Origin of the sequence: Arthrobacter sp. NPDC080031 (assembly GCF_040702485.1) — a bacterium.
Taxonomy (GTDB): Bacteria; Actinomycetota; Actinomycetes; order Actinomycetales; family Micrococcaceae; genus Arthrobacter.
This window is the reverse complement of sequence record NZ_JBFBLA010000005.1, coordinates 195,976-221,145: the sequence shown is the minus strand read 5'-3', so window position 1 is coordinate 221,145 and position 25,170 is coordinate 195,976. Positions and strand designations below refer to the sequence as shown.

Genomic DNA, 25,170 nt, shown 5'->3' with positions numbered 1-25,170 from the left:
GACAGGCTGCTGTCCCCGAGGGGCTCGGCTCCGGAGGCCAGGCCCAGGAGCGCGGAGCCGGTGCCGGTGTGGGCGGTGGTGGAGGCCACGGGTGCCCGGATGCCGCCGGTGGTCCAGGAGGCCAGCCCGGATTCGAAGCCGCCGTTGGTGATGGCCGTGGTGGTTGTTCCGGTGGGGGTGACAGCGGCAGAAGCGGCCGAGGCCGGGGACGTGCCGATGGCGTTGGTGGCGGTGACGGTGAAGGTGTAGGCGGTGCCGTTGCTCAGCCCGGTGACGGTGGTGCTGGTGGCGGGCGGGTTCCCGGTGACGGTGACCGGGGCCAGGCTGGTGGCGCCTGCGCGCGGGGTGAGCGTGTAGGAGCTGATCGGGGAGCCGCCGTTGGCCGGGGCGGTCCAGGACACGGTTGCCGAGGCGTTGCCGGCGGCCGCGGTCACGGCGGTGGGGGCGGCGGGGGCCGTGGGGGTTGTCTGGGTGTTGGCGAGGGTGACGTCGTCGAGGTACATCCAGGTGTCGTCGGCCGGGCTGGAGCCGTCGAGGTGGACGTTGAACCAGAGCACGATGCTCTGCCCGTTGTAGGCGGAGAGGTTGGTGCTGAGCTGGGTCCAGGTCCCGGAGTTGCTGCTGAGTTTGAACAGGCTGGCCAGGGTGGTGCCGCTCGTGGACCGGACTTGTGCTTCCATCCAGTCGTAGCGGCAGGTGGTGCCGGTGCAGGTGTCGTCCGCGGTGTGGGGCTGGTACCAGAAGGACAAGGTGGTGGTCCCGGCGGCGGGCATCGTGATGGTCTGGGACAGGCTGCTGTCCCCGAGCGGCTCGGCTCCGGAGGCCAGGCCCAGGAGCGCGGAGCCGGTGCCGGTGTGGGCGGTGGTGGAGGCCACCGGTGCCCGGACGCCGCCGGTGGTCCAGGAGGCCAGCCCGGATTCGAACCCGCCGTTGGCGACGCCCGGAGCGGGCGCGGCCGGCGTGACCGGGGCTGACGCGGCCGACCCCGGGGACGTGCCCACGGCGTTGGTCGCGGTGACGGTGAAGGTGTAGGCGGTTCCGTTGCTCAGCCCTGTGACGGTGGTGCTGGTCGCGGGCGGGTTACCGGAGACCGTCACCGGAGCCAGGGCCGTGCCGCCGGATGACGGTGTCACGGCGTAGGAAGTGATCGGGGACCCGCCGTTCGCCGGCGCCGTCCACGACACCACCGCCGAGGCGTTGCCCGCCGTCGCACTCACGCCAGCGGGCGCGGCAGGGGCGGTCGGCGCCGCCGGGGTGACCGGGGCTGACGCGGGAGACGGCGCGGATGTTCCCACGGCGTTCGTCGCGGTCACGGTGAAGGTGTAGGCGGTGCCGTTGCTGAGTCCGGTGACGGTCGCCGTCGTCGCGGGCGGGTTTCCGGAGACCGTGACCGGAGCCAGGGTGGTGGAACCGGCGTGCGGGGTGACCGCGTAGGAGGTGATCGGGGACGCGCCGTTGGCCGGAGCCGTCCACGACACCACCGCCGAGGCGTTGCCCGCCGTCGCGCTCACGCCAGCGGGAGCGGCAGGGGCAGTCGGCGCTGTTGATGCATTGCCCAGGGCCTGGGCGACCGTTTGAACCGACGTGGTTCCGTTGGCCGTTCTCGCAGCCAGCCATGTGACAAAGGTCTTGAAGAGATTGGGATCGATGGTCAACGTGGGATCTGTTCCGACGGCGATGTGGTGGAAGGTCAGCTGGACCCAGCCCCCTCCCGGTTCCGCGTTGGTCACCAGGTCCTCGAGGTTCTGCAGCGTCCACGTGCTGTCCACTTCATCAGGCGCTGCTGTGTTGTATGGATTGGCCGGGGGGAGGGTTTCCGCGAAGGGGCATCCCGAGCAACTCGCGGGCGAACGGATGTCCCCCAAATTGCGCGCACTGGCAAAACCGCAATTCTTCACGATTTGCTCGACGGAAGAGTTCTCGGCGGCGAAGGGGTAGGCGAAATCAGTGGCGTTGAACCCCCAGCTGGCAAGGGTGGTCCGGCCGCCGCAAACCTCATTGGTTGCTGCCGAGGTGGATAGCGTGGTGAGGTCCGGGTGGGTGATGGTGTGGCCGCCGATCTCGTTTCCGTCCGCAGCGATGCTGTTCAGGTTGGCTCGGGTGAGCCATGACGGATTATCGATCCAGCTGGTGGTAATGAAGAAGGTGCCGTGCAATCCGAGCGACTTCAGTAACTGTTCGGCCGGGAGCTGGTCGGCATTGCCGTCGTCGAAGGTCAGGCTGACGATGGTCTTCGGGAGCGCCGCGTGAGCAGGGACGTTGATGTAAACAATGGAGAAGCCAATCAACAATAGCGTTGACGCCAGGGTGCTCCAGCGCAACCACGCGCCATAAGCGCCGGGCTCCTTCCAGCTCCACGGTGAGTTCCGCGCGTTCCGCCTTTGGTGCCGCCACGGAAGTACGCTCAGGAGCCGCATGGGGTCCCCCTTTGTCTGAACAGAACGGGTTAGGTGCCCAGTCCGGATCTTAGGGGGTGGACAATATGCGGCTTAAGAGTGGGTGGTACCTGTTCTTGGACCGGACCGTGCCGTAATTACATGGCTCCCTCACCGGCGGGGGCTAGCCGGAGAAGATGGCCTTCCCTGCCGGGAAGGCCATCTTCTGGTTTCTCAATCTTTGGTCTCCGAATGCGGGCTATGTGGCGACGGTAGCCGCGGGGAGTGCCTCCGCGCTGCTGCGTCGCAGAACGGCTCCCAACGCCACACAGCAGCCCGCGGAAACTACCAGTGGAATCGCAAACAGGTAGAAAATGGTGACCGGCGGCATCCCGGCGTCGATCAGGTATCCCACCATGATCGGGGCGATGATCGAGATCAAGCGTCCAACTCCGATCATCCAGCCGAAGCCGGATGCACGGGCCCTGGCGGAATAAAGGGGCGGCACGATCGTGTAATAACCCGCGACGCCCGAGTTGGTGAGCATGCCAAGAAGCACGGCGACACCAAGTGCCACCCCAATGGTGCCGAAGGAACCGGCGAAAGCAAGGTAGGCGGCGGCGGAGAGCAGCAGGCAGATCGTGTTCAGCCTACGGCTCTTGACCCAGGTGGAGACGATGCCGAATCCGATGGACCCTACGATGCCGCCGGTCCTGACCAGTACTCCCGCGGTGACGCCAACCTGATTGTCTCCCGTGGCGGCCGCCAGGATTTTGGGGGTCCAGGTGTTGGCGAAGTAGAAGGCCGCGATCAGGAAGGCGTATCCCAGCCACATCAACAGGGTCTGGGCCAGCATCCTGCGTCCGAACACTTCCTTGAACACGCTATCCGGGGCTTCGCTTTGTGCGGCTTCCGGCAGTTCCGTCAGCGGTGTGCGGCCCATTTTGACCAGGATGCGGTTCATTTGAGGAAGGGAACCGGCTTGGCGCTTCTCCGCCAGGTATTCCAGGGACTCCGGCAAGGTGAACCAGCAGACGATGAACATGGCAACACTGATGGCGGCGCCGAATGCAAAGGCGGCGCGCCAGCCGTATCCAGCGATAAGGACGCCCGCGATGGCTCCGCCGATGGAGCCGCCGATCGGATAGCCGGCCGAGTAGATGCCCATGGCCAGGCCGCGGCGTTTGTCCGATGAGTACTCGGAGACGATGACGCTGAGGTTGGCGATCATTCCGCCGATGCCAAGACCTGTGAATACGCGGCACGCGATCAGCTGTGCGACGTCCACGGTGACGATCGACAGGATCATGCCTAGGGAAATGATTGCCAGGCACAGCAAGGTCAGCCTGCGCCGGCCGATCCTGTCTGCGAATGGCGTAAGAAAGACGGAGCCGATGGCCATTCCGAACAAGCCGGCGCTGAGCAAATAGCCCAGCTGGATGGGCGGGACGTGCCATTCGGCGGAGAGCGCGGGCGCGGCGAAGGACATCACCAACACATCGAACCCGTCAATCATGATCAGGACCAGGCATACCGCCACGGCCATGATTTGGAACCGGCTCATCGGTGAGTTCCGGATCTCGCTCTTGATATCCATGCAAGGCCTCTCGCGAAAGTAAAACTATCTATATGAGTAGCTAGTTTGTGAGGCAGAGCACTATCTGTCAATAGAGATGTACGCCGGTCTCCCTGGCGACTGATCAGAAGTTGTCGTCGAACGAGTCGATCAGTTTGATCCCGTTACGCGCCCAGTCAATCTCCGTCTGGGCCTTGGCTACCAACCCCTCGTAGGTGAAGATTTTGTAGGCCGTGATGCGCCGGTGGTCCTGCTTGGGCATGGCGGCGAGCCGCTTGTTCAACATGGCGTTGGTGCCGGTCTGCAGCTCGTGGATTTTCTCCTCCCACTGCCCGCGGCACATCGTGTAATAGGCGATATGGGCCAGCATCTGGGCGCGCGCCGCGGCGGGGTCGGCCCACTCCAGGTATGCGGCCTTCAGGTGCGCCGGGTCGCGCTCACGGGAATACTCCAGCGGGCTGTTCATCCACTCCCGGAATGCGGCGGCTCCGGCTTCGGTTATCCGGTATTGCGTCTTCTTGCCGCGCGGACCCCATGGGATCTCTTCCCCTGCGAGGAGCCCGTCCTTCTCCATGCGACGCAGTTCAGGGTAGATCTGGGAATCCGGAGCATGCCAGACGTAGCCAACCGAGGAGCCGAATTGCTTGGAGAGTTCATAACCGGTCATTGGTTCCACTGAAAGCAGTGCCAATAGTGCGTAGCGAAGGCTCAAGGCCGCTCCTTTTTCTTCTTCGACTCTTGCCAAATAACTATATAGATAGGTAGTCTGTGATCCATCGCGCTAGCTACGGCCATAGATGGCTGCAGAGGCGCGCACTTAAGAATTCCACAGACTACCCCGGCGGTGTCATAGTCGACGCCGGTCCGGCGACTGGAAGGAAGAACCGTGGCAGAAGTCCGGACGCAGAGCTCCACCACCAACAAAGTCCTCAGCTACCCGCTCAACGTCTGGTACGTTGCCGCGTGGGACAAGGAGGTCGGCCGCAAGCCGATGCCCCGCACGGTGGCCGGCCGGCCCTTGGCGCTGTATCGCACGGAGGACGGCAAAGCGGTGGCCTTGGCTGATGCTTGCTGGCACCGCTTGGCTCCGTTATCGATGGGCAAGGCCGTCGGGAAGGACGGCATCCAATGTCCTTACCACGGCATCGTCTATAACTCGGCAGGGCGCTGCGTGTCGATGCCGGCGCAGGAGACCCTCAACCCCAGCGCCACGGTGCCGTCCTTCCCCGTGGTGGAGCGGCATCGCTTTGTCTGGGTGTGGCTCGGCGACCCCACCAAGGCGGACCCCGCGCTGGTCCCGGACATGCATCAAATGGACTCGGACCAGTGGGCGGGTGATGGCGAAACCATCTACGCGCCGTGCAACTTCCAGCTGGTGCTGGACAACCTCATGGACCTCACGCACGAGGAATTCGTCCACGCCTCCTCGATCGGCCAGGAAGAGCTCAGTGAGTCGGACTTCACGGTAACGCATGACGACGGCACCGTGACGGTCGCCCGGTGGATGTTCAACATTGACGCGCCGCCGTTCTGGCTCAAGAACATCCGTGACAAGTTTCCCGGCTTCGAGGGAAAAGTGGACCGCTGGCAGATCATCACCTTCCGTTCGCCGTCGGTGATCAACATCGACGTCGGTGTTGCCAAAGCCGGCACGGGTGCGTTTGAAGGTGACCGCAGCCAAGGTGTCAACGGCTTTGTGATGAACGCGATTACGCCGGAGTCCGATACGTCCTGCCACTACTTCTGGGCGTTCATGCGCAACTACCGCCTGGACAGCCAGCTCATCACGACGCAGTTGCGCGACAGCGTGCACGGGGTGTTCGGGGAGGACGAGGCCATGCTCGCGGCGCAACAAGCGGCTATCGATGCAAACCCGGACTACGAGTTCTACAACCTGAACATCGACGCCGGCGGAATGTGGGTGCGCCGCCTGATCGAGCGCCAGCTCGAGTCCGAGGGCCGCCTGGTTCCGGTTGTGCAGTAATGGCAGCGACAAATATCGAGGTTTGGCAGCTGGGCACAGTTGTCGAGGTGCAAACGATCGCCGCCGGCATCCGGCGGGTCGTGCTGGAACCGTCATTGCCAAGGAAGGCCGAACCGGGTTCGCATATCGACGTGATGGTAACGATCGACGGACACAAGGACCGGCGCTCCTATTCGATCGTCGAGTCCAGCGACGACGGCACCCGCCTGGTCATCAGCGTGCTGAAAGCGCCATTGACCAGGGGCGGTTCCCTGTTCATCCACGGGCTGCGGGTGGGGGAGAAGCTGGAAATCACCCAGCCCCTGCAGAACTTTCCGCTCCGGATCGGCGCCCGGCGGTACATCCTCCTCGCCGGTGGCATCGGCATCACGGCGATCATCAACATGGCCCGCGTCCTGCGGAACCTCGCCTCGGACTACACCTTGGTGTACGCCGGACGCAGCCGTGCGGCCATGGCCTACCTGGACGAATTACGGCAGCTTCACGGCGGGAACCTGGTGGTGCACATCGACGACGAAGGCACGCCCCTGGACGTGAATGAGCTCGTAGCTTCGGCAACCGAGGACACGGAACTGTACATGTGCGGTCCTATCCGGCTCATGGACGCGGTACGCCGGACCTGGATGGAACGTGAGCTGAGCTACCCGAACCTCCGCTTTGAGACGTTTGGCAACAGTGGTTGGTACGACCCCGAGGAATTCATCGTCAGGGTCCCGGGGCTCGGGTTGGAGGTTCCGGTGGGTCCGGGCCGCTCGATGTTGGAGGCCCTAGAGGACGCTGGTGCCGACATGATGTTCGATTGCCGCAAAGGCGAGTGCGGGCTCTGCGAGGTCAAGATCCTCGCGCTAGAGGGCGCCGTCGACCATCGCGACGTCTTCTACAGCGCCCGGCAGAAGAAAGCCACGGAGAAAATGGCGTGTTGCGTCTCCCGGGCCGTCACCTCGAAGACCGGGCTGGCAGCCGAAGCCTCAGCTACCGGTCCCGCGGTGGTCACCATCGAGGTTTCCTGACGCGATTGTTCCCGGAGAAGAATGCATAGCCCGCCCCTTATCCAAACGGCGGGTAGTTGCCTTCCGAGACAAGGTCGAGACGGCTGGCCGTCCGCATCATGGAGCCATGGCCCGGCAGGATGACGTCGGCGTTCAGCTTCCACAACAGCTCGACGCTTGCCGGTACCTCTGCCGGCCTGTGGTGGAAGACGGCTGGCAGAAGCTGCGGTCCGCGTACCGGGCTGACCGGGTGGCCTGTAACGAGTGCGTCGCCGGTGACGAGTGCGTTGGCAGCCGGGATCAGGAACGAAGCGTGGCCCGAGGTGTGACCGAAGGATTCGATCATCCGGGGACTTCCAGGGAACATGTCCAAGGTTCCCTGGTTCATCGCGGCAACACCGGCCACCGCCACGTCGGACAAGCCCCCGGCCCGAACGGCATGCGCCGCCCAGGCGCCGATCCTCGGCCGGAGCACCCGCAAGCCGAGGTCCTTCACGGTTACCTGTTCAAGGACTTCGCGCCGGACGTTGGGCAGCTCGGCCTGGCTGGCGAAAACCGGGATGCCCATGGCGGAAATCCTTGGCGCGTTGCCGATGTGGTCGGAATGACCGTGGGTCAACAGCACCGCGGCGGCATTCTCCAGGGCGAGGCCCAAGTAATTCACGCTTGCATTAAGCAGCGGCCAGTTTCCGGGGTATCCCGTATCGATGAGGGTGAATTCTTTTCCGCGGCGGAGGACAGTCCAATTGACGGCTGGTCCTTCGACGAAATAAACGTCCTCGGCCACCTCGTGCACGTTGTCCTTCGCGGACCAATGACTGGACATGCTTCCTTCCGTTCGGGGCACCGGCTTATCGTATCGGCACGAGCCGGCATGAGCCCTTTCGTGAACCCGCATGCCCACGGAATAATCGTCACCATGACTCTCGCTTCGCTCGCTGCCTTCGCCGGGCTCTGCCTCATTCTGTCCTTGACGCCCGGGCCGGACACGTTCCTGGTGCTGCGCATCGCATTGAACCGGCCCAGCGCCGGTATCGCGGCCGCAGCCGGTTCGGCGGTCGCCGCCATAGCATGGGCGGCGCTGGTCGGCGTCGGGCTGGCAGCGATCCTGGAGCAGTCCGCGGAAGTGTTCCGCTGGCTCAAGATCGCAGGTGGCCTGTACCTGCTTTACCTCGGCATTTCCTCGTTCATGAAGACGCGGAAGGCCGCCAAGGCCGGAGCGGAAGGCAGCAACGAAGGTGGTGCGCTTCGTTACACCAAGCTCGGCGGCCTCGGCGCGGGCGCACTGTCGACATTGCTCAATCCAAAGGTGGGCCTGTTCTACTTGGCGATCGTCCCGCAGTTCATCCCTCAGGGCGGGGACACCATGGGTACGGCAATGATCCTGGGCTTGGTGGAGGCGGTCATCGCGTTCACGTACCTGGCCGTCGTCGCGCTCGTCGCTTACAAGGCGATGCGGTGGCTGCGGCGCCCGAAGGTGAGCACCGCCGTCGAACGCGTCAGCAGCGGCATCATCGCTGCCCTCGGTGCCGGCGTCGTTGCCTCCGGCGCGAGCAGCTAGCGCCCGCAGCCTGCCTCGATTTCGCTTGCGGTAAAACCTTTGCTAAAGTCATAACCGCTTCATTCCTCCGTAGCTCAATTGGCAGAGCATTCGACTGTTAATCGAAGGGTTACTGGTTCAAGTCCAGTCGGAGGAGCGCATCAAGCCCCGCACCGATTCAATCGGTGCGGGGCTTTCTTTTTCGCTAAATTCACTATGCACATTCGTAAATCACACGAAGTCCATTTCCACTTGCAGGAACCTCGCTGCCTCGGCCACAGCGGACTGGAAGGCGTCATCTTCGGTGGGCGGCGTCCTCGGCTCCCGCGGGTGCCATTCGTGGGCGGCGGAGTGGACGCGGGTGAACCCGCCGCCAGGGGGAGCGTAGAAGATTCCGAAGCGTTGGACGGGCCACTCCGGAGAGGTCTCCGGAGCCACGAGCAGCGCCGCGCCATTGGTCGGATTGAACCATTGCGCAATCGGGCGGCGGCGGTCCTCCGTGAAGAGCCCGGCCGCGTAAAGGGCCGCGGATTGCGGGCTGGTCACCGTGCACAGACGATCCCACCACAGCGGGAGGATGCCATCATCCCTGCGCTGCCATGGGGCCGGAATAGGCTGTAGTTCCTGCCAACGGGGCACATCTCAACTTTATCGCCGGGCCATGACCGGCAACAGGCCTCGACGCAACGGAAGGCGTGCTTAGTCCCGTTTCCATGGTCCGGGATTGATCCGGTAGAGGATTGCGGAACCGACGACGGCGCCCAGCAGCGCTCCGAACACAGGGTTTCCGATCCCGCGGCCCAGCAAGAAGCCGACGACGGCGCCAAGCATCGCTCCGAGGAAGAGGCCCCTTCCGTTGCGGTGCGGTTTGCGAGTCATGGCTTGAGCCTACTTCTCCCTGCGGACGTCCGAACCCAGCGCATCAGTGGATGGAGGGGACGGACCGGGGCCGCACGACGAGCCAGAGGGCCGACACGGCTCCTGTGAGGCACAGGGCCTGGACTGTCCCCATGGGAACTGCCGAGCCGACGCCCAGCCAGCCAACCACGGGCGGGATGATGCCGGCCATCAGGAAGTTCGAGGCACCCAGCAAGGAAGCCGCGGTTCCGGCCTGCGCGCCATGATTGGCCAGGGCAGTCACCTGGACGCAGGGGAACATGAAGCCGGTGGCAAGGATGTAGAACCACAGCGGGACCATGACGCCCCATAGGCCGAAGCCGAGCAGGTCGAACACCACGATCAAAAGGGCCATCAGTAGCATCCAGGCCGTGGCGAACGCCATGATCCATTGGGGTGCCACCCGCCTGATGACCCTGGAGCTGATTTGGACGCCGGCGACGATGCCCAGGGAATTGACCCCGAACAGCAGGCCGTATTCCTGCGGGGAGAAGTTGTAGACCTGTTGGAACAGGAAAGTGGACGCGGAAAGGTACGCAAACAATCCGCCGAAGTTGAACCCGCCTACCAGCAGCATCCCGACGAAAATCCGGTCGGCGAACACGGCCTTGTAGCGTTGGCCCGCCGTCGACGTCCTCTGCCGGCGGAGATCGGCGGGATACGTTTCCCGGATGAGGAACACCGCAGCAATGATCACGAGGATTCCGTAGCTTGCCAGGAAGTAGAAGATCCCGGGCCATGGCATCACCAACAGCAATTGTGAACCGATGATCGGAGCAAGAATGGGCGCCAGGCCATTCACCAGCGACATGCGGGAGAACATCCGCACCATGGCGTAGCCCGCGAAGAGGTCCCGGACCATCGCCATGGCCACCACGCCACCGCCGGCTGCGCCGACGCCCATGAGGACGCGGAACAAGGCGAGTGTGCTGATGTCCGAGGACAGTGCTGCGCCGAGGGAGGAACCAATGTGCAGGGCCGTCGCCAGAATCAAGGGCATGCGGCGCCCGAACTTGTCACTGAACGGACCCACCACCAATTGGCCAATGGCGAAGCCCACCGTTGTGCCGGTCAGGGTGAGTTGGATCGCAGCCGCCGACACGTCGAAATGATGCTCCAGCGCGGGAAACGCCGGCAGATAGAGATCCACGGTAAATGGACCCAAGGCGGTCAATGCGCCAAGTAGCAGGATGTAGAGGAGTTTTTCGCGTCGGCTGAGGGAATCGCCCGGTACCGGGGGGAGTGTTCACGGTGATCAATCCTATGTGCGACAGATCATATTTATCAGCGATGGCTGGGCGCGCCGCTGGACCGTCCCGGAAGTTGAGGCTGAAGCTGAATGGTAGTTTTGTGGACAGATGCGCGTGGGCGGTGGTAATCGTCTCCGTGCCGGAGCCGGGTAGGAGCAAGATGGAAGCAGTGAGGCGGAACCTATGAGTGGACGTCATAGCGGCCGGGTTGGCCAACGCCCGGGCATTTCGGCGTTGCCGAACACCCTGAAACTTGCAGCCCGGCTAGCGCCGCGGCAGCTCAACGACGAAATCAGCCTGGCCAAGCTTGAACTTAAGGGCAAAGGCAAACAGTTGGGCATCGCCGGCGCTTTCGTTGGCGTCTCGCTGATCTTTGTCTCTTTGCTCGTCATCGCCCTGGTTGTGGCCGCCATCCTGGGCCTGGCCACGGTCATGCCCCCGTGGCTGGCTGCGCTTGTGGTTGCGGCTGCGTTCCTTTTGATCATCCTCATCGGGGCCCTCATCGCTTTCCGCGCGTTCAAGGGGGCCATGCCGCTTGTGCCTGAGAAGACCATCCGCGGCATCAAGCACGATCTCGGCATCGTCAAGGAGGGCACCTCCTTCGACGCCAGCATCCTCGATCCTTCGTCGGAGGCCTACAAGGCTGCGGAGGCAGCGAAAGCCGCCGCAGCTGAGCAAGCCAAAGCCGAAAAAGCCGCCAAGGCAGAAGCACAAAAAGCCGGGCAACCCCCCGCCCCAAGCGAAGCTGAACTGCTCCGACGTCTGGAGCAGCGCCGCGAGCACCTCGCCGACGTTCGCGACCAGCTCGGCGTCGAGCTCGACGTCAAGACCCAGGGAAAGGTCCTGCGCGACGTTGCCGGGCAAAAGCTCGACGACGGACGCCGGTTCGCTGCCGACAAACTCGCGGATTTCAGTGAAAAGGTTCCGGCCGGGCTGCCGGAGCGGCTCGCCGCGCGCTGGAAAGAACTATTTCTCTTCGCCGCTTCCGCCACGGTGGCCGCAGTAGGACTGCGGAAGCTGTTGAAGAAGTAATCGGGACGGCAAGCAGCAGCGTCTGCTGCGGACTAAGGAAAGGGGGACAGGTGAAGTTCATCGGTGCAGGCGCACGCCCGGGCCAGCCACAGACCGACCACGATCTCATCTTCACCGTCCCGAATTTCCTGACTGTGTTGCGCTTCATGGGCGTCCCGCTGTTCGTGTGGCTGGTGCTGTGGCAAAAGGAATACGGTTTCGCCGTGCTGGTTCTCGCCATCATGGGCGGGACCGACTGGGTGGACGGCTACGTCGCGCGGCGTTTCAACCAAACCTCCAAACTGGGCCGCATCCTCGATCCCGTCGCAGACCGCCTGGCACTCATCACGGTCGCTGTCACGCTCGTCATCGCCGGGGTGGTGGACTGGTGGTACCTGGCCGCCTTGGTGGTGCCCGACGTCGTCCTTGCCACAGCGTCGTTTTTCTATTTCCATAGCCACCCCGACCTCCCGGTGAGCCGGATCGGCAAGATCCGGACGGCGTTCCTGCTCCTCGGCACGCCTCTCCTGGTCCTCTCCAAGCTCGCGATTCCCTACACCAATCTCTACTTCGCGATCGCGTGGATCTGCCTGGGCTTGGGTCTGATAGGACACTGGGTAGCTGCGTACAACTATTTCTGGGCAATCCTCCGTAAGGGCAGGGAACTCAGAGCCAACGACGGCGGTCGCAGCTGATGGTCTGGTTGGCGGTCCTTCTTGCGGTGCTTGGTGCGTTCTGCCTTGCCATTGGCGCCCAGCGCCAGGGAAGCGCGGTCAAAGCGGACACCGGTGGCCTTGCCCTGAGTTCCCACGGGTTCCTGAGGCTGCTCCGTAATCCGCGGTGGATGTTCGGCCTGCTGTTGCTTGCCTTGGGTATGGGCATGAACGCCATTGCCTTGGTGTCGGCACCCTTGACCGTGGTGCAGCCCATCGGAGCCATCGCCTTGGTCATCACCACGGTGGTCAACGCCAAGGACCAGGGACTCAGTATCAACCGCGGCACGGTGGTGGCGATCTCTGCTTGCGTGACCGGCTCGGCGATGTTCGTCCTGCTGGCCGTCAACGCCACCCAGGAGAACCACCACGTCAGCGGCGAGGACGAAATAACCATCGTCCTCCTGCTGGCGCTCGCCGTCGGGCTTTTTGGAACATTGGCTGCCATGTTCCGGCATCGCATGAGCGCTTTTGTCTACATCCTGGGCGCCGGAGTGTTGTTCGGGTTCGTCGCGGTCCTGACGCGCATCATCGGCCGGCACCTGCTGGACCCGAACGGGCACTTCCTGCTCAACGTGCAGTGGTACACCGTGGTCGCCATTGCCGCTGCCGGCGGGCTCGGCTCGTGGTTCGTGCAGAGCGCCTATTCAGGCGGGCCGCCGGATCTGGTGATCGCAGGGTTGACTGTGATCGACCCCATTGTTGGAATTGCCATCGGGATCGCAATTTTGGGTGAGCTTCGTCCCGATGTCCACGCCGTGCTGGCAATCGCCATGGCTGTGGCCGCTTCCCTTGCTATCGTTGGGGTTATTGCCCTGAGCCGGCACCATCCCGAGGTCACCAAGAGAAAGCGTGACGCGAAGGCGGCAGCAAGCCGGAAGGCCTAGGGCAGAGTTCGACAACCGTGCCCCGCACACCCGCGGCAGGCGACCGGCGAAGACACCGCAGGGCCAAACGTTTTGCGATGTTCGCACCGTGACCATCAGGAGTTCTCCACGTGACCGTTCCCGAAACCAACAAACCCCTCACCATCCTGATCGCGGCGGAGACTTACCGCCCGCAAGTCAACGGTGCTGCTCAGTTCGGGTACCGGCTTGCCAAAGGCATGAAGGCGCGGGGCCATGATGTCCACGTGCTGGCCTGTCGGGCGGACAACGGCAAGAGCTTCACCGAGTTCGGGGATGAAGGCACCGTGCACCGCTTGAAGTCCCACGGAGTCTTTACGCACGAGTACTTTCGCATCTGCTACCCCTGGGAAATCAAGAACGACATCCGACTGCTCTTCGACAAGGTGCAGCCCGACGTCGTTCACATCCAAAGCCACTACATGATCGGCGAACACGTTCTCTACGAGGCGAAGAAGCGGGGCATCCGGGTCATAGCCACCAACCACTTCATGCCCGAAAACCTGAATCCGTTCCTGCCGTTCCCTCAGTGGTTCAAGGACATCATCGGGCGGGTCTCCTGGAAAGACATGGGTAAGGTCATGGGCCAGGCCGACGTCGTCACCACTCCCACGCCCCTTGCCGCGAAGGCCATGCACCAGCACGCTTTCCTTCGCAAGGTCCTGCCTCTGTCCAACGGTATTGACGCGGCCGCTTACGAAGTGAAGCCGGGGGAAGAGATCGAGCCGCACGCCAACCCCACAGTTCTCTTTGTCGGCCGCCTTGCCGAAGAAAAGCATGTGGACGTCCTGATCGACGCTGTCGCCAAGACGCCCGCCGAACTCAATGTGCACCTTGAAATTATCGGAGGCGGCGAGGTCCGGGCGGCACTGGAAGCCCAAGCCAAGCGCCTGGGCCTGGGCGAGCGGGTCAGGTTCCTGGGCCTCGCGAGCGATGAGGACCTGAGGAAGGCGTACATTCGCGCTGACCTGTTCTGCATGCCCGGAACAGCCGAACTGCAGTCCCTCGTGACGCTCGAGGCGATGTCGGCGTCGACGCCGGTGCTTCTCGCCAATGCGATGGCCCTGCCGCACCTGGTGCGCGAAGGCGAGAACGGGCATCTGTTCACGCCGGGGGACAGCAACGAGCTGGCTGCCAGGATCACCGAGCTCTTCCGTCTGCCGGCGGGCGAACTCGAAGCCATGGGCAAGGCAAGCCGCGCCATGGTGGAGCCGCACAGCATCGAAGGCACCCTTCAGACGTTCGAGGACCTCTACCGCGGGGCGGGCTATGAGGACAAGGTCATCTAGTCATCTGGATCCGGCGCGGTCTCCGGGTTGGCATCGGGAACCGAATTGTTTTGCTAGAGTGTTTTGGCTGGGAAGACGCTGACCAAAGCGGCCGCCCGGCCGACTCGGGGCTATAGCTCAGCTGGTTAGAGCGCGGGACTCATAATCCTAAGGTCCTCGGTTCAAGTCCGAGTAGCCCTACCCGAAAAGTGCCCCTGAGCTGCGGAAACGTCGCGAGGGGGCACTATCGTTTTTGAGTTATGAGGTCACAGTCCACCGGAAACCCACCGGAAACGTTTTGCACTTAGCTACCGAACGCCTCGAGAAGTGAGGTGTTATCCGGTGCTTCGTGCGTCTTCTGGACGTAATGCTTCCTGGTCACGTCTTCGCTCGAGTGGCCGAGCTGGGCGGAAGCGACAGCCACGCCTGATGAGGCTTCCAGCAGTGTTCCAACGGTCTTTCTGAAGGTGTGCGGAGTAACCCATTGGAAACCAAGATCTTCACTCGCTGCACGCCACTGCCTGCGCAAGTTATTCGGATCGCGCAGCGAACCAACTGCGGAGGGGAACACGACGTCCCACGGATTGGCCTCTACCTGACCGATTTGCCGCCTCTGGAGCATTTGCACGGCGAATGACGGTAGGAAGTACCTTTGCCGGGAATTCGCGCTCTTAGGGTGGTCCTGGATGGTCAGGCCTTGCTTGGGCACGTAGACAATCGTTCCTGTCACCGTAACTGTTGGCCTCTCGGATTTTAGGTCCACGTCCTTCCACCGCAGGGCCAGGGCCTCACCAATGCGCGCACCCGTGGCGAGCATGATGTCAATGACATCGAGGATGTCGACGGTCGGGTATCGGCCAGCTTGCGGCTTGTCGGCTTCCCATTTCCTGAGACCGGTACGTAATGCCACAACCTCGGCCACGGTAAGCGCGCGGACCGCCTTGTGTTTTATCGGGATCGTCGCCACGTCCCGCAAAGGGTTCCCGTCGAGGGCGCCGTGGCGCGCTGCGAGGCCGAGCATTCCAGACAGCACCGTTTTACACTGCTTGGCCGTGCTGTAGCCGTGCTTGAGGCGCGTGGTCTTGAGGAACCGATCCAAAGTGGAGACTGTCGCTTCGCGAATCCGCAAGCCACCGAGCCCCGGAGAAACGTAGTGGTCCAGGATGTCCCTGTAGCGGGTGCGCGTATTGATTGCGCGACCAGCGTCCTCAAATTCCGCCCACCAAATCACGGCGAGTTTGTTGATTCGAGTCTCTGACGTGATGTCTTCGCCGGCGGGCATAGCGCGGTCCGTGAGCGCAGCAATCAGCAGCCGTTCGGCCTTTCCGCCTTTGTCGTTCCGTGACGTGGCCGTCGCCCGAGCCTCCACTTTCCTCGTGACGCCATCGAAGTCCCGGAATCTGGCCATTGCACGCCAGACCCCCGGTGACACCTCGTCCCGGCTGATTTTGCCCCAGGTCCCGATCTGTAGCGGTGGTCTAGGCATCGCCAGCGCTCCCTTCTCGCCAGATTGCCCTGTTCGAGCTCAGTTTAAAGCTGCCAACCGACATTTCTAAGGCCTGGGTCTCGGTTGGGTGTGATGTCAAACCAGCTATCGGGCTGCTTGGCGACTGCTGCGCGTGAGACCTCGTCAATGAGGCGCTGAACGCCTGCGGACTGCGCGTGCCGCTCCCTCTCGGAGTCCTCAGGGATGGGTCCGAGCGGGAGCGGCGAGTCCTCGACGCCCCATCTGTCGCGGTAGATAGCAATTGTGCCAATCACCCTTTTTAGGTCATCCGCACGCAGGTCCTGCGGAAGAGCTCCGACAAGGGTTCGCTTCCATTCGGTGTCGAGCATCAGGGCTGCGTTGGTGATGGTGTGGGTCCTGCGTTTGATTCGTTCCACGACTTGGCAGATCATGTTCGCGAGGTCCGGCCGGGCGGTGCGTATGGGCTCGGTTAGAGGGTCTGTCGGGTGTGCGGCAGTCCCGCTGAGAAAGCTGAGAAGCCGGGAGTGGAGCACCGCCGTGGGATCTTGTGCTGACGCGCTTGTTTCCAAAGATTCTAGGAGAATGCGCTGTGCAGTGGGTCGGCTGATACTTGTGGATCGACGCCACGCTGCCACTGTCGCACCCAGCGCCGGGGATCGTTTCAGTTCCCCGAGTCCTTCGGGCGCATGATGACCGACGAACCTTGCAAGGTCCTCCTCTGCCGCGATCTGTGCTAGGTAGTCGTATTCGGCGCTCAGCCGCTCAAGGCTGTCTGCTTTCGCTTCCTCGGCCTCGCGGACTTCGTGAGCCGTCCGTTCGGCCCCTTCGGCTGCGAGCAGTTCTTCCAGGATCTCGCGCCATGACGACTGCAAGGCGGGATCAAGCGGCTCATGGTCAGAGGGGCCGTTCTCGCTGACGTAGGCGTAGTTGCCTCCACGGCCGCGGGTCATGCTCACATAGAAAAGTTCGCGAGTGAGCCGGCCCTCCGTGACGACGGTGTGGCCTTCGTCGACCGTGATCCCTTGGGCGCGGTGGGCCGTCGTCGCATATCCAAGCTCAACTGCCGATTCAACATAGGCCCGGCGCAGCGTGACGGCGGCGCCGGTGTCCCTGCGGACTGCCGTAAGCGAGCCATTGCGCCAACCTGTACGGACGACGTCGAGCATGGTCCCGTTCCGGATGAAGTCGCCACTGCTATCCACGATGGAGCGATCATTCCGACGGGCAACGACGACGTCACCCGTGCCTGCGCGGAGTCCGTCGCTGAGCGGAACTGTCCGTTCACCATCGACCACACCCTGGATGATGCGGTCGGCCTGCGCACGCTGGTTCAGCATGCTGACGGTGTCATTATCGGCTGCAATGAGAATGGACGACTTGCCCTGTTGGATGTCCGCCTCCCAGCTCAGGTAGGCGTCGTCGACCATGTCGAGGTAGGCCCCGTGTCGGATGCGTCCGTGCCGCTCATAATCGGTGATTGCGGCGGAATCGCCTGCCCGCAGCTTCAGGGAGGCGTCCTGCTCCCAACGCTGCTCGAACCGCCAAATGGTGTTGAGCCGTACAGTCTTGTTTTGCCGTTCCAGCCAACCGAGGATGCCGCCGGCGTCGATGGCATCCAACTGCCCGGGATCGCCCACCAGGAGTATCTTGGCGTCGGCATCCCGGGCTTGTTGTACAAGAGCCGACAACTGAAGGGTGGAAACCATGGAAGCCTCGTCGATGACCACCAACTGATTCCGATGAAAGCGCCACCTGTTCTGTTCGGCAGCGAGCCGGGCAGCCGTCTGTGCCAGTTGCGTGGAATGGGGGCTGCGATCAGTTATGTGGTTCTTGAGCTGCTGCTCGGCATCGAAGAAGCGTGCAGCCCGGCTTCCTGCACCCTGGCCGACCGACTCGTAAAGCCATTTCGCGACATTGTCCGTGACCATAGACAGCTCACGCCCAAGGACCTCGGCGCTCGCCGCCGCGGGCGCCAAGCCGACCACAGTTCCGGCGCCGAATTCTGCTTCCCATCCGACCTTAACCGCGCCGAGGGTGGTGGTTTTTCCGGTACCCGCGGGGCCGACGACGGCGTCAAGCCGGTTGCCGCTGAGGAGAACGTTGGCTGCGGCCGCGCGCTGATCCGAGTGCAGATCGTGCTGACCACGATGTTTATAGCTGGCGAGTGACGCCATGGCGACCTCTGGACGCACCGCGGGTCCGCCGTCGTCGTTCCTTGCTTCCACGACGATGTCCTCATGGGCGAGAGTCGCCGCGTCCGTGTAGAGGCGGGCGCCCTGGAAGTCGAAGGCGCTCTGCTCCGCGAAGCCGAGATCGGGCTGCGCGTCGGCAGGAAGGGTGTAGCGGTTCTCGTTGAGTGGCACAGACTGGGTTTCGGCGGCGGAGGCGACGGCGTCGACCATTGCCTTTCGGTCCTGCGGCGTGTTGCAACGGATGTCGGCGCAGACCCGCTCAGCCTCGGCGAGGATGTTCCAGCGATTCCAGGTGGCGCGTTTGGCCGCGACGCGCTCGCGGGTCAGGGACGCGACGGCGTCGATCCAGTTCGTCGTGAAGTCGCCGGCGCGGAAGGGGGTCTTGTGGGAGCGTCGCATGGTGTTTGCCAGCATGAGGCTGGGTGCGAAGCCTTTGGCGACTGCGCGTGCACGCCACTGCGCCGAGAGCTGGGGGAGCGGCGCGATTGTTTCTGCTTTGGGAGTCCGCGTGGACAGGGTTGCTTGTTGGCGGAGTTTGATGGTGGTGGTTGCCGTCGGGGTAGTGCCGTGGTGTGTAGTCCATTCGGCGACGAGTCTGTCGGATTCCAGGTCGATGAGGCGGGATCGGTTGGAGAATTCGCGGATCAGCGCATCATCGACGCCGACGAGCAGCTGAGTTGGGTTGTGGGTGTTTATCGCGGATGGGCGAATTTCTGCCTCGGTGCCGAGGTTCCGGTGGAGGGCGTCGAAGAGGAGGCCGTTGTAGTGCTCGCTCGCAGCGACTGCGGCCTTGTAGAGGGTTCGCGAGTCCAGAGTGACCCAGGCGCCGTCGTTGATCCGTTGGACGCGATTGGCGATGACCATATGGGTGTGCAGCTGTGGATCCCCGGCCCGGGACTCCCAGTGGTCGAAGGCAGCGGCGATGGCGCCGCGTGTGCCGAGGTGGGCGACGCCGCCGTGCCCGGCGCGGGTGTGGATGACCGCTTCTTCGAGCCACTGCAGGGTGGCGCTGACGGCGTTGTGGTGGGTCTGGAGGATTTGGTTTTGTACGGACTGCGGGCTCAGCCCCCAGAGGACGGACACGGATTTGGGAACGCTGAACGTCAGGTCGAATCCGACGACGGCGTGGCGCGTTTCCGTTCGACCCTGCGCCGTTTTTACGAGGGTCGGTTGGCCGTGCGGGCGGCCCAGGGGCGTGCCGGTGTCCGGGTGGACGGCGTGGTCATAGATAGCCTTCGCGTCGGTTTCGGCGACGGCGTTTCCGGTGATCCGGTTGATGCCGGGGAGGCCTGAACCGAGCCAGCGTCCCGGAGGCGTCCCGGCCTTTATGTAGTAACTGGTGGCATCGACCGGAGTGACGGTCCGATCGTCCATCATGGTGGTTTTGAACAGGTATCTCAGGCCGGACTGGGCGGAGAGGCGGGCGATGGACATGGTCATTGCTTTTGTGCTCCGGGGCTGCGGTGGGCGGTAGCCCGACCGCGACTGCGGAACAGCGCCTCCGCGCGGGATCGCTCGAAGCCCTGGCGAGGTTCACTCCCTTTGTTCTCTTCCACGACGCTTCATGGACGTCGAGTCCAACTACGACATGACTTGGCGTGAGCAAACGTCTGTTACTTTTCCGTAGATCGGCGTTGATCGCACCATTGGTGCCAGACGTGTGCGTTTTCGGGACGGCGGTGCGCGTCGGGGGACCCGGCAGGAGGCGAGGAATAGAAACTTGCTCCGCGTGAAGCGGAACTTGGTCGCAGGCCAGAGGTCGAAGGCAAACGCAAATGACGAACGGTTTTCTGCTGTGGGGAAGGTCCTGATGATGATCCATTGCGAGACATTCATCCAGGGTTGATGGTCCGCGGTTCTTCGGCTCAGTGTCTAAAGCTGGCCATAGCAAGGTAACACCTCGGAGAAACCGGGGCCGCCACTCATGTGCGCTGGGACAGTGCGGGGAGCTATCAGGGCGGACGGTGAGACGTCTCGTATCCGTAGGGAATTGTGACGCCCTCCCGAGAGTATGCCGGTATCGCGCCCGCTGAGGCGAACTGCCGTGCCTATGGCACGATATAGTCCGATTGCGGAGGCGTTCGCGTCGTCCGGAACCGTTCATGACATACCGCATGACTCTGCGGCTGCCACCAGGAGGTCGGGTGCACACCCTCACCAGCAAGCGCGTCACCAAGTTCGCCCGCGATTTTGGATTCGATGGTCCGGAGACCGAGCTATTCGAGCGGTACGTCGCGGCAAACTACCTCTTCCAGTACCTACACGACGACGTGCAATCGATCGAGCGTTCCATACTGGGTGGAGGTAACGATGAGGGCATTGATATCGGTGCGGTGGTCGTCAATGGACGGGTCGTATTTGAACCCGAAGAAATCGACGAACTGATCGCCGAGCAGAGCACAAATTCCGCCAAGGTGATCTTCATCCAAGCCAAGACCAGCGAATCCTACGACTCGAAACTAATCGCGAAGTTTCTCCACGGCGTCGAGAGTGTGACGAGATATGCCATGAAGCCAGGGAGCGTCAGCCTTCCCCCGCGACTCGTCGACCTTGCCAACCTGATCGACAGGATCGCAGAGAGCGGCGATAAGTTTCAGGACAGTCGCATCCCCTGCGAACTCTATTACGTGACCACTAGTTCCAACGACGGCAAGGACGCACAGGCTGAGCTTCAAGTCACACAGGCACTTGGCCGCGTTCGTGATATCGGAGCATACTCCGAAGGTCTGAAACTTCGAACGCATGGCCATGAAGAGCTCGCTGCGAAGCAGAAGGAACGTTTCGGCCCACAGAACATTCAGTTCAATTTTGAGAAGCGTCAGACAATCCCTGCAACGGCGCGGGTTGGTGAGGCTTACATCGGGTTGGTTTCCGCGAACGAGGTGATGAAGCTTCTTAGGGACGAGGCAGGCGGCATCCGTCCCGGCATTTTCGACGATAACGTCCGTCTGGATCTAGGTTCTCAGAATCCCGTCAACGGAAGAATTATGGGTACCCTGCAATCGACAGAGCGAGAACACTTTCCATTCCTGAACAACGGACTGACGATCATTGCCACCGAATTGCGCGGCCTTGGGGACCGGTTCTTCATTTCCGGATATCAGATCGTCAACGGCGGGCAGACTAGTCATCAGTTGATTAGGTGGGCCGAGACAGAAGACGTGCTGAACGCCCCCGATCTGCTCACCGACTTATGGATTCCGGTAAAGATAGTTAGTTCCAAGGATCCTGGCGTGCGGACCAGCGTTGCTATCGCGACCAACCTTCAGACAGCCATCAATTCGTCGGATATTCAGGCGAGTTCGCAGATCGCCAAGAATGTAGAGGAGTATTTTACCCAGTCGGGGGCAGATGGCCTCCGCTATGAGCGGCAGAACCGTGGCGCCGCACTTGAGTTTGCGCGGACACGCGTTGTCACCACGCCCGAGCTGAATAGGGCTGTTGCGGCTACGCTGTTCGGCGACTCTTCCCGCGCGATTGCATCGCCGAAGGATCTCGAAGTAGAAGGATCCTTCGTGTGGGACGAGTACCCCGTCGACACCTACTACTACGCGGCATGGATCATTTATCGGATCGATCGCTACTTTGCGCGCACGCCCGAATCAACCATCCTCAAAGCGGCAAAGTATCACATCGCTATGGTCGTATCGGCGTTGGTCAATCCCGATCTCGTGCCAATCTTCGAATCCGCCGACCCTGAGGGTGCGAGGAAAATGCTTAGGAACCCAAGAAAGCTGAAATTTCGCGTAACGGAAAAGACCTTTTCAGAACGAATTGAAGCGGCGATCGTGACCGCCGCTGACCTCGCATCGGACGTGTTCAGGGCGCCTCTCGCGGAAGGGCGAAGCTTGCGCAAAGATGATGTCCGAAGCCGTCGAAGCCAGGAGAGGATGCTGGAAAGGGCCACGACAGTCGTGGTCGGCTAATCGCCTCGGTTAGCAGCGCGTGGGCGTGCAGCGGAAAAGAGGAATATCCGGCCGACTTTCCGACTGGCTGTGGGCACTTCGATGAAGCCTAGATCTGGGCCTCCTGCTGGCCGCGCATCCGTCATTTCGGACCGCCTTGGTGCTTCATATGACGAGTAGACATGGCCGTGGAGTTCGTCCGGAGGCCCCTGCTTCGCCTCAACTGCGGCATCTGCTTCGGGAGGACCCGCAACGCATATCCATGCAAAGCAATCCTCTGAGAGATAACCTGTGAGCGATCTGAGTGAATGCCGAATCCTGATGGGGGAGCTATGACCGAGAACCAGAACACACCGTTTGTGCCGCCCGCATATCCGCAGCAGCCCGCACAATATCCCGTACAACCAGCTCCATTTGGTCAAGCGCCGTATACGGGGCACCCCACGCACGCACAGGGGACCTATCCGCCTCAGGTTCACCCGGCGCAGGCACCCTATCCGCAGCAGTACGCCCAGGCGTCACAGTGGGGATACCCCTTGGCTCCTGCTACGCCGAAGTCCTCAGGCGCCCGAGTCGCATCGGGAGTTGTCGCGCTCGTTCTTGGCGTCTGGCTCGTCATGTCATCAATGATTGGAATATCGCTGGGTACAGCGTTCGCTTCCTTTCTGACGCTGCTCGTTGCGGTCTTCACTATTGCCGCGGGGATCGTTCTTCTTGCGAAGCAACGTGAGCGCCAGCGCTGGGTGCCGATTACCTTGCTAAGTTTGGCCGGAGCCGGGCTCCTGCTGTCGCTAGCCAGTCCGGGCCAGTTCGTCATCACTTTCATTCTGTCTGCCCCAATTTTTATCGTTATGGGTATCGGCCTGTGGCGGGAGACTCAAGGAAGGTAGGTCGTTCTTAAGGGCCTTGCCTCGGCGGAGCCTTAAGGGCGAACAGAGTTACTTTGCCGGATTAAGGCAAAGCGGCGGGAAGAAATCAGCAGGAGACGAGGAGCCAAGCCTTGAGGGAGCAAGAGAAGCCGCCGGTCGACAACCCGATTGCCTCGTCGGCTGATGATGTACTCGATCGAGCTACTGTCGCTCACCAATTCGCTAAAAGCATTCGGCGCCTAGATGCTTCTGATGGCATCGTAGTCGGTGTCTTGGGTGCATGGGGTTATGGCAAGAGCTCCTTTGTAAACCTGATGAGGGAAGAGTTTGCACAGAACCCCGTCATCGCAGTGGTTGACTTCAATCCCTGGATGTTCTCGGGCTCCCAACAACTTGTCGACTTCTTCTTCAAGGAAATCGCCGCAGAACTTCGCCTTAAGGGCAAAGATCAGTTCAAGAGCGTTGCCGACGGACTCGACGCATATGGAGACCTTCTTAGTCCGCTTGCTATTATCCCTGGATTCGGGGCGTGGTGGGACAGGAGCTTCAAGGCAGTCCGGGCCGTAGCTAAGGCATATGGGGACCGTCGTCAGGGTTCGAGGACGCTCAGGGACAAGGTCTCTGAGGCACTCCGCACGCTGGACCAGCCAGTGGTCGTCGTTATCGATGACATTGATCGTCTTAGCACCGCCGAAATCCGTGACATCTTCAAGTTGGTACGACTCACCGCGAGCTTCCCCAATCTCGTCTATCTGCTGGCATTTGACCGGCAGCGCGTAGAGCAGGCACTCGATGAAACGAATGTACCTGGCCGTGCCTATCTGGAGAAAATTGTCCAGCTCAGTTTTGATCTACCTGCAATACCCAAGGAATTATTGCGCACCGAGATACTCAATGAGCTAAACCGCATTCTCGGAGATATCGAAGACCTCAGGCTTGATCATGCCCGATGGCCTGACGTATTTGTTGAAATTATCGATCCTTTGGTGGGCAGCCTACGCGATGTTACAAGGCTTGCCCTGTCTGCACGGCCCACTTTGGAATCACTCGGCAGCGAGGTTGAGGCTGTCGATCTGATCGGACTTGAGGCCCTACGCACTTTCCGCCCCCAGATCTTTGCCCTTCTGCCTCGTTTGCGGACCACCCTCACGAACCCCGGTGGGTCTTTCGGCGGCAGGGAAGATCTGAAGCCAATGACACCCGTAGACGGCCTAATTGCTGAAGCCGGGGAAGAGGCGGACCTCGTTCGAACGGTGATTCGGCGACTCTTTCCCGCAGCGAGGCGCTACATCGAGAACCAGTCCTATGGTGACGGGGCAAGCTCCAAGTGGCGCAGGGAACACAGAGTGGCTCACATCGACTTTGCGAACTTGTACTTCGACAGAGTCGCTCCTTCCGAGTTGATCGCCTTCCGACGGGCTGAGCAGGCATACTCCCTGCTCAGCGATGAAAGCGCTTTCGGGGCATTCCTCGATGCGACGCCGCCCGAAGACCTGGAGGAAACCATCAGGGCCCTCGGCATGTACGAAAATGAGTACCCAATCAGCGGCATCGTTCCAGGATCCATAAATCTCTTGAACCGCCTGACCGAAATTCCCCATCGCGAACCCGCCGGCGTCTTCGACATTTTTCGACCAGACATCACAGTATTCCGAGTGGTGCTGGCAATGTTCAAAATGCTAGACGACGAAAAAGCTCGAGAAGAGGCCGCCGAGGCAGTGCTCGCGAAGGTTCCCTCATACTCAACCAGGTGCCGGCTGATTAGATCCTTCGGTCATATTGAGGACCAAGGCCAGAAACTGGTTAGCGAGAACCTGGCAGAGCAGCTTGAGAAGAATCTCGTCAAGGAAGTTCTCGCTGTACCGTCGAGGGTGCCCACAAAGGAATGGGATCTGCTCAGGGTGTACTCGATTATCGCCGATCGCCTGGGTGTGGACTTTGTTGCGCCAGAACTCTCCGAACCGGACCTCATTCGCAGCCTTTTCCGGTCTGCCCAAAGTACCAACCGAACGCAATCGGTAGAGTCTCGAACCGTAACAAGCGTCGCGGTGCTTGCCTGGGATCCTCTCGTGAAAGTCATTGGATCTGAGGAATCTGTACGACTAGCGGTAGAGAAGCTCCGTGCCGTCGATGGAGATAGTGACCTTGTTCTGCTTTCCGACAGGTATTTGGAAGGTTGGCGCCCCAAGGAGTGGTAGTACCTCCCAACGGGACGAAGTAGGGTCATT

The 25,170-nt window shown here is 61.9% G+C and carries 19 protein-coding genes and 2 tRNA genes; 12 read left to right on the top strand and 9 right to left on the bottom strand.

Annotation, left to right across the window (positions count from 1 at the left end; translation table 11 throughout):
• The 3 genes from AB0323_RS06415 to AB0323_RS06405 all read right to left on the bottom strand — a co-directional run.
• Positions 1 to 2,417: fibronectin type III domain-containing protein (locus tag AB0323_RS06415; RefSeq protein ID WP_366176569.1), on the bottom strand; the 2,417-nt coding region annotated here is incomplete at its 3' end.
• A 217-nt stretch (positions 2,418 to 2,634) separates the two neighbouring features.
• Entirely contained in the window at positions 2,635 to 3,972 is a 1,338-nt protein-coding gene (locus AB0323_RS06410) for an MFS transporter (protein ID WP_366176568.1), read from the bottom strand.
• 103 nt (positions 3,973 to 4,075) lie between these two features.
• Positions 4,076 to 4,663, bottom strand: coding sequence for a PadR family transcriptional regulator (locus tag AB0323_RS06405; RefSeq protein ID WP_306862842.1), 588 nt, complete (start codon positions 4,661 to 4,663; stop codon positions 4,076 to 4,078).
• A 174-nt stretch (positions 4,664 to 4,837) separates the two neighbouring features.
• On the opposite strand from AB0323_RS06405, the gene AB0323_RS06400 reads away from it, so the two are divergent.
• Positions 4,838 to 5,935 (top strand): aromatic ring-hydroxylating dioxygenase subunit alpha, encoded by a 1,098-nt coding sequence (locus AB0323_RS06400; RefSeq protein ID WP_366176567.1) that lies wholly within the window; start codon positions 4,838 to 4,840, stop codon positions 5,933 to 5,935.
• Positions 5,935 to 6,945, top strand: a complete 1,011-nt coding sequence (locus AB0323_RS06395; RefSeq protein WP_366176566.1) for a PDR/VanB family oxidoreductase — start codon at positions 5,935 to 5,937, stop codon at positions 6,943 to 6,945. The genes AB0323_RS06400 and AB0323_RS06395 overlap by 1 nt, the downstream gene beginning before the upstream one ends.
• A 37-nt stretch (positions 6,946 to 6,982) precedes the next feature.
• Here AB0323_RS06395 and AB0323_RS06390 read toward each other — a convergent pair whose 3' ends face one another.
• Positions 6,983 to 7,750, bottom strand: coding sequence for an MBL fold metallo-hydrolase (locus tag AB0323_RS06390; RefSeq protein ID WP_366176565.1), 768 nt, complete (start codon positions 7,748 to 7,750; stop codon positions 6,983 to 6,985).
• A gap of 93 nt (positions 7,751 to 7,843) precedes the next feature.
• On the opposite strand from AB0323_RS06390, the gene AB0323_RS06385 reads away from it, so the two are divergent.
• Both AB0323_RS06385 and AB0323_RS06380 read left to right on the top strand, forming a co-directional pair.
• Positions 7,844 to 8,485: a LysE family translocator gene (locus tag AB0323_RS06385; protein WP_366176564.1), complete on the top strand. Its 642-nt coding sequence runs from the start codon at positions 7,844 to 7,846 to the stop codon at positions 8,483 to 8,485.
• A gap of 63 nt (positions 8,486 to 8,548) precedes the next feature.
• Positions 8,549 to 8,621, top strand: a tRNA-Asn gene (locus tag AB0323_RS06380).
• Between the two features lie 74 nt (positions 8,622 to 8,695).
• On the opposite strand, the gene AB0323_RS06375 is transcribed toward AB0323_RS06380, so the two are convergent.
• From AB0323_RS06375 to AB0323_RS06365, 3 genes are read right to left on the bottom strand one after another with little or no spacing between them, the layout of a single operon-like run.
• Positions 8,696 to 9,103: a hypothetical protein gene (locus tag AB0323_RS06375; RefSeq protein WP_234750734.1), complete on the bottom strand. Its 408-nt coding sequence runs from the start codon at positions 9,101 to 9,103 to the stop codon at positions 8,696 to 8,698.
• A 60-nt stretch (positions 9,104 to 9,163) separates the two neighbouring features.
• Complete coding sequence (locus AB0323_RS06370; protein ID WP_366176563.1) at positions 9,164 to 9,343, bottom strand: glycine zipper domain-containing protein; 180 nt, start codon at positions 9,341 to 9,343, stop codon at positions 9,164 to 9,166.
• Between the two features lie 43 nt (positions 9,344 to 9,386).
• On the bottom strand, positions 9,387 to 10,553 hold the full coding sequence (locus tag AB0323_RS06365) for a multidrug effflux MFS transporter (RefSeq protein WP_366176580.1): 1,167 nt from the start codon (positions 10,551 to 10,553) through the stop codon (positions 9,387 to 9,389).
• A gap of 241 nt (positions 10,554 to 10,794) precedes the next feature.
• Between AB0323_RS06365 and AB0323_RS06360 the strand changes: the two genes are divergently transcribed.
• From AB0323_RS06360 to AB0323_RS06340, 5 genes are all read left to right on the top strand, one after another.
• Positions 10,795 to 11,643 (top strand): phage holin family protein, encoded by an 849-nt coding sequence (locus AB0323_RS06360; protein WP_366176562.1) that lies wholly within the window; start codon positions 10,795 to 10,797, stop codon positions 11,641 to 11,643.
• A 50-nt stretch (positions 11,644 to 11,693) separates the two neighbouring features.
• Positions 11,694 to 12,317, top strand: coding sequence for a CDP-alcohol phosphatidyltransferase family protein (locus tag AB0323_RS06355; protein ID WP_366176561.1), 624 nt, complete (start codon positions 11,694 to 11,696; stop codon positions 12,315 to 12,317).
• Positions 12,317 to 13,222, top strand: coding sequence for a DMT family transporter (locus AB0323_RS06350; protein ID WP_284984022.1), 906 nt, complete (start codon positions 12,317 to 12,319; stop codon positions 13,220 to 13,222). The genes AB0323_RS06355 and AB0323_RS06350 overlap by 1 nt, the downstream gene beginning before the upstream one ends.
• A 110-nt stretch (positions 13,223 to 13,332) precedes the next feature.
• Positions 13,333 to 14,529, top strand: coding sequence for a glycosyltransferase (locus tag AB0323_RS06345; protein WP_366176560.1), 1,197 nt, complete (start codon positions 13,333 to 13,335; stop codon positions 14,527 to 14,529).
• A gap of 106 nt (positions 14,530 to 14,635) precedes the next feature.
• Positions 14,636 to 14,709: transfer RNA gene (locus tag AB0323_RS06340), tRNA-Ile, on the top strand.
• A 103-nt stretch (positions 14,710 to 14,812) separates the two neighbouring features.
• Here the strand turns inward: AB0323_RS06340 and AB0323_RS06335 are convergent.
• Both AB0323_RS06335 and mobF read right to left on the bottom strand, forming a co-directional pair.
• Positions 14,813 to 15,994, bottom strand: coding sequence for a site-specific integrase (locus AB0323_RS06335; RefSeq protein WP_366176559.1), 1,182 nt, complete (start codon positions 15,992 to 15,994; stop codon positions 14,813 to 14,815).
• Between the two features lie 44 nt (positions 15,995 to 16,038).
• The gene (gene mobF, locus AB0323_RS06330; protein WP_366176558.1) at positions 16,039 to 19,602 is read right to left on the bottom strand and encodes a MobF family relaxase; all 3,564 of its coding nucleotides are present in this window, start codon (positions 19,600 to 19,602) and stop codon (positions 16,039 to 16,041) included.
• 710 nt (positions 19,603 to 20,312) lie between these two features.
• Here mobF and AB0323_RS06325 point away from each other — a divergent pair.
• The 3 genes from AB0323_RS06325 to AB0323_RS06315 all read left to right on the top strand — a co-directional run bounded on the left by AB0323_RS06325 (position 20,313) and on the right by AB0323_RS06315 (position 25,140).
• A complete protein-coding gene (locus AB0323_RS06325; RefSeq protein ID WP_366176557.1) occupies positions 20,313 to 22,094 on the top strand; it encodes an AIPR family protein in 1,782 nt (593 codons plus the stop codon).
• A 311-nt stretch (positions 22,095 to 22,405) separates the two neighbouring features.
• Positions 22,406 to 22,963: a hypothetical protein gene (locus tag AB0323_RS06320; protein WP_366176556.1), complete on the top strand. Its 558-nt coding sequence runs from the start codon at positions 22,406 to 22,408 to the stop codon at positions 22,961 to 22,963.
• A gap of 110 nt (positions 22,964 to 23,073) precedes the next feature.
• Positions 23,074 to 25,140: a P-loop NTPase fold protein gene (locus AB0323_RS06315; RefSeq protein ID WP_366176555.1), complete on the top strand. Its 2,067-nt coding sequence runs from the start codon at positions 23,074 to 23,076 to the stop codon at positions 25,138 to 25,140.
• Positions 25,141 to 25,170 lie beyond the last annotated feature (30 nt).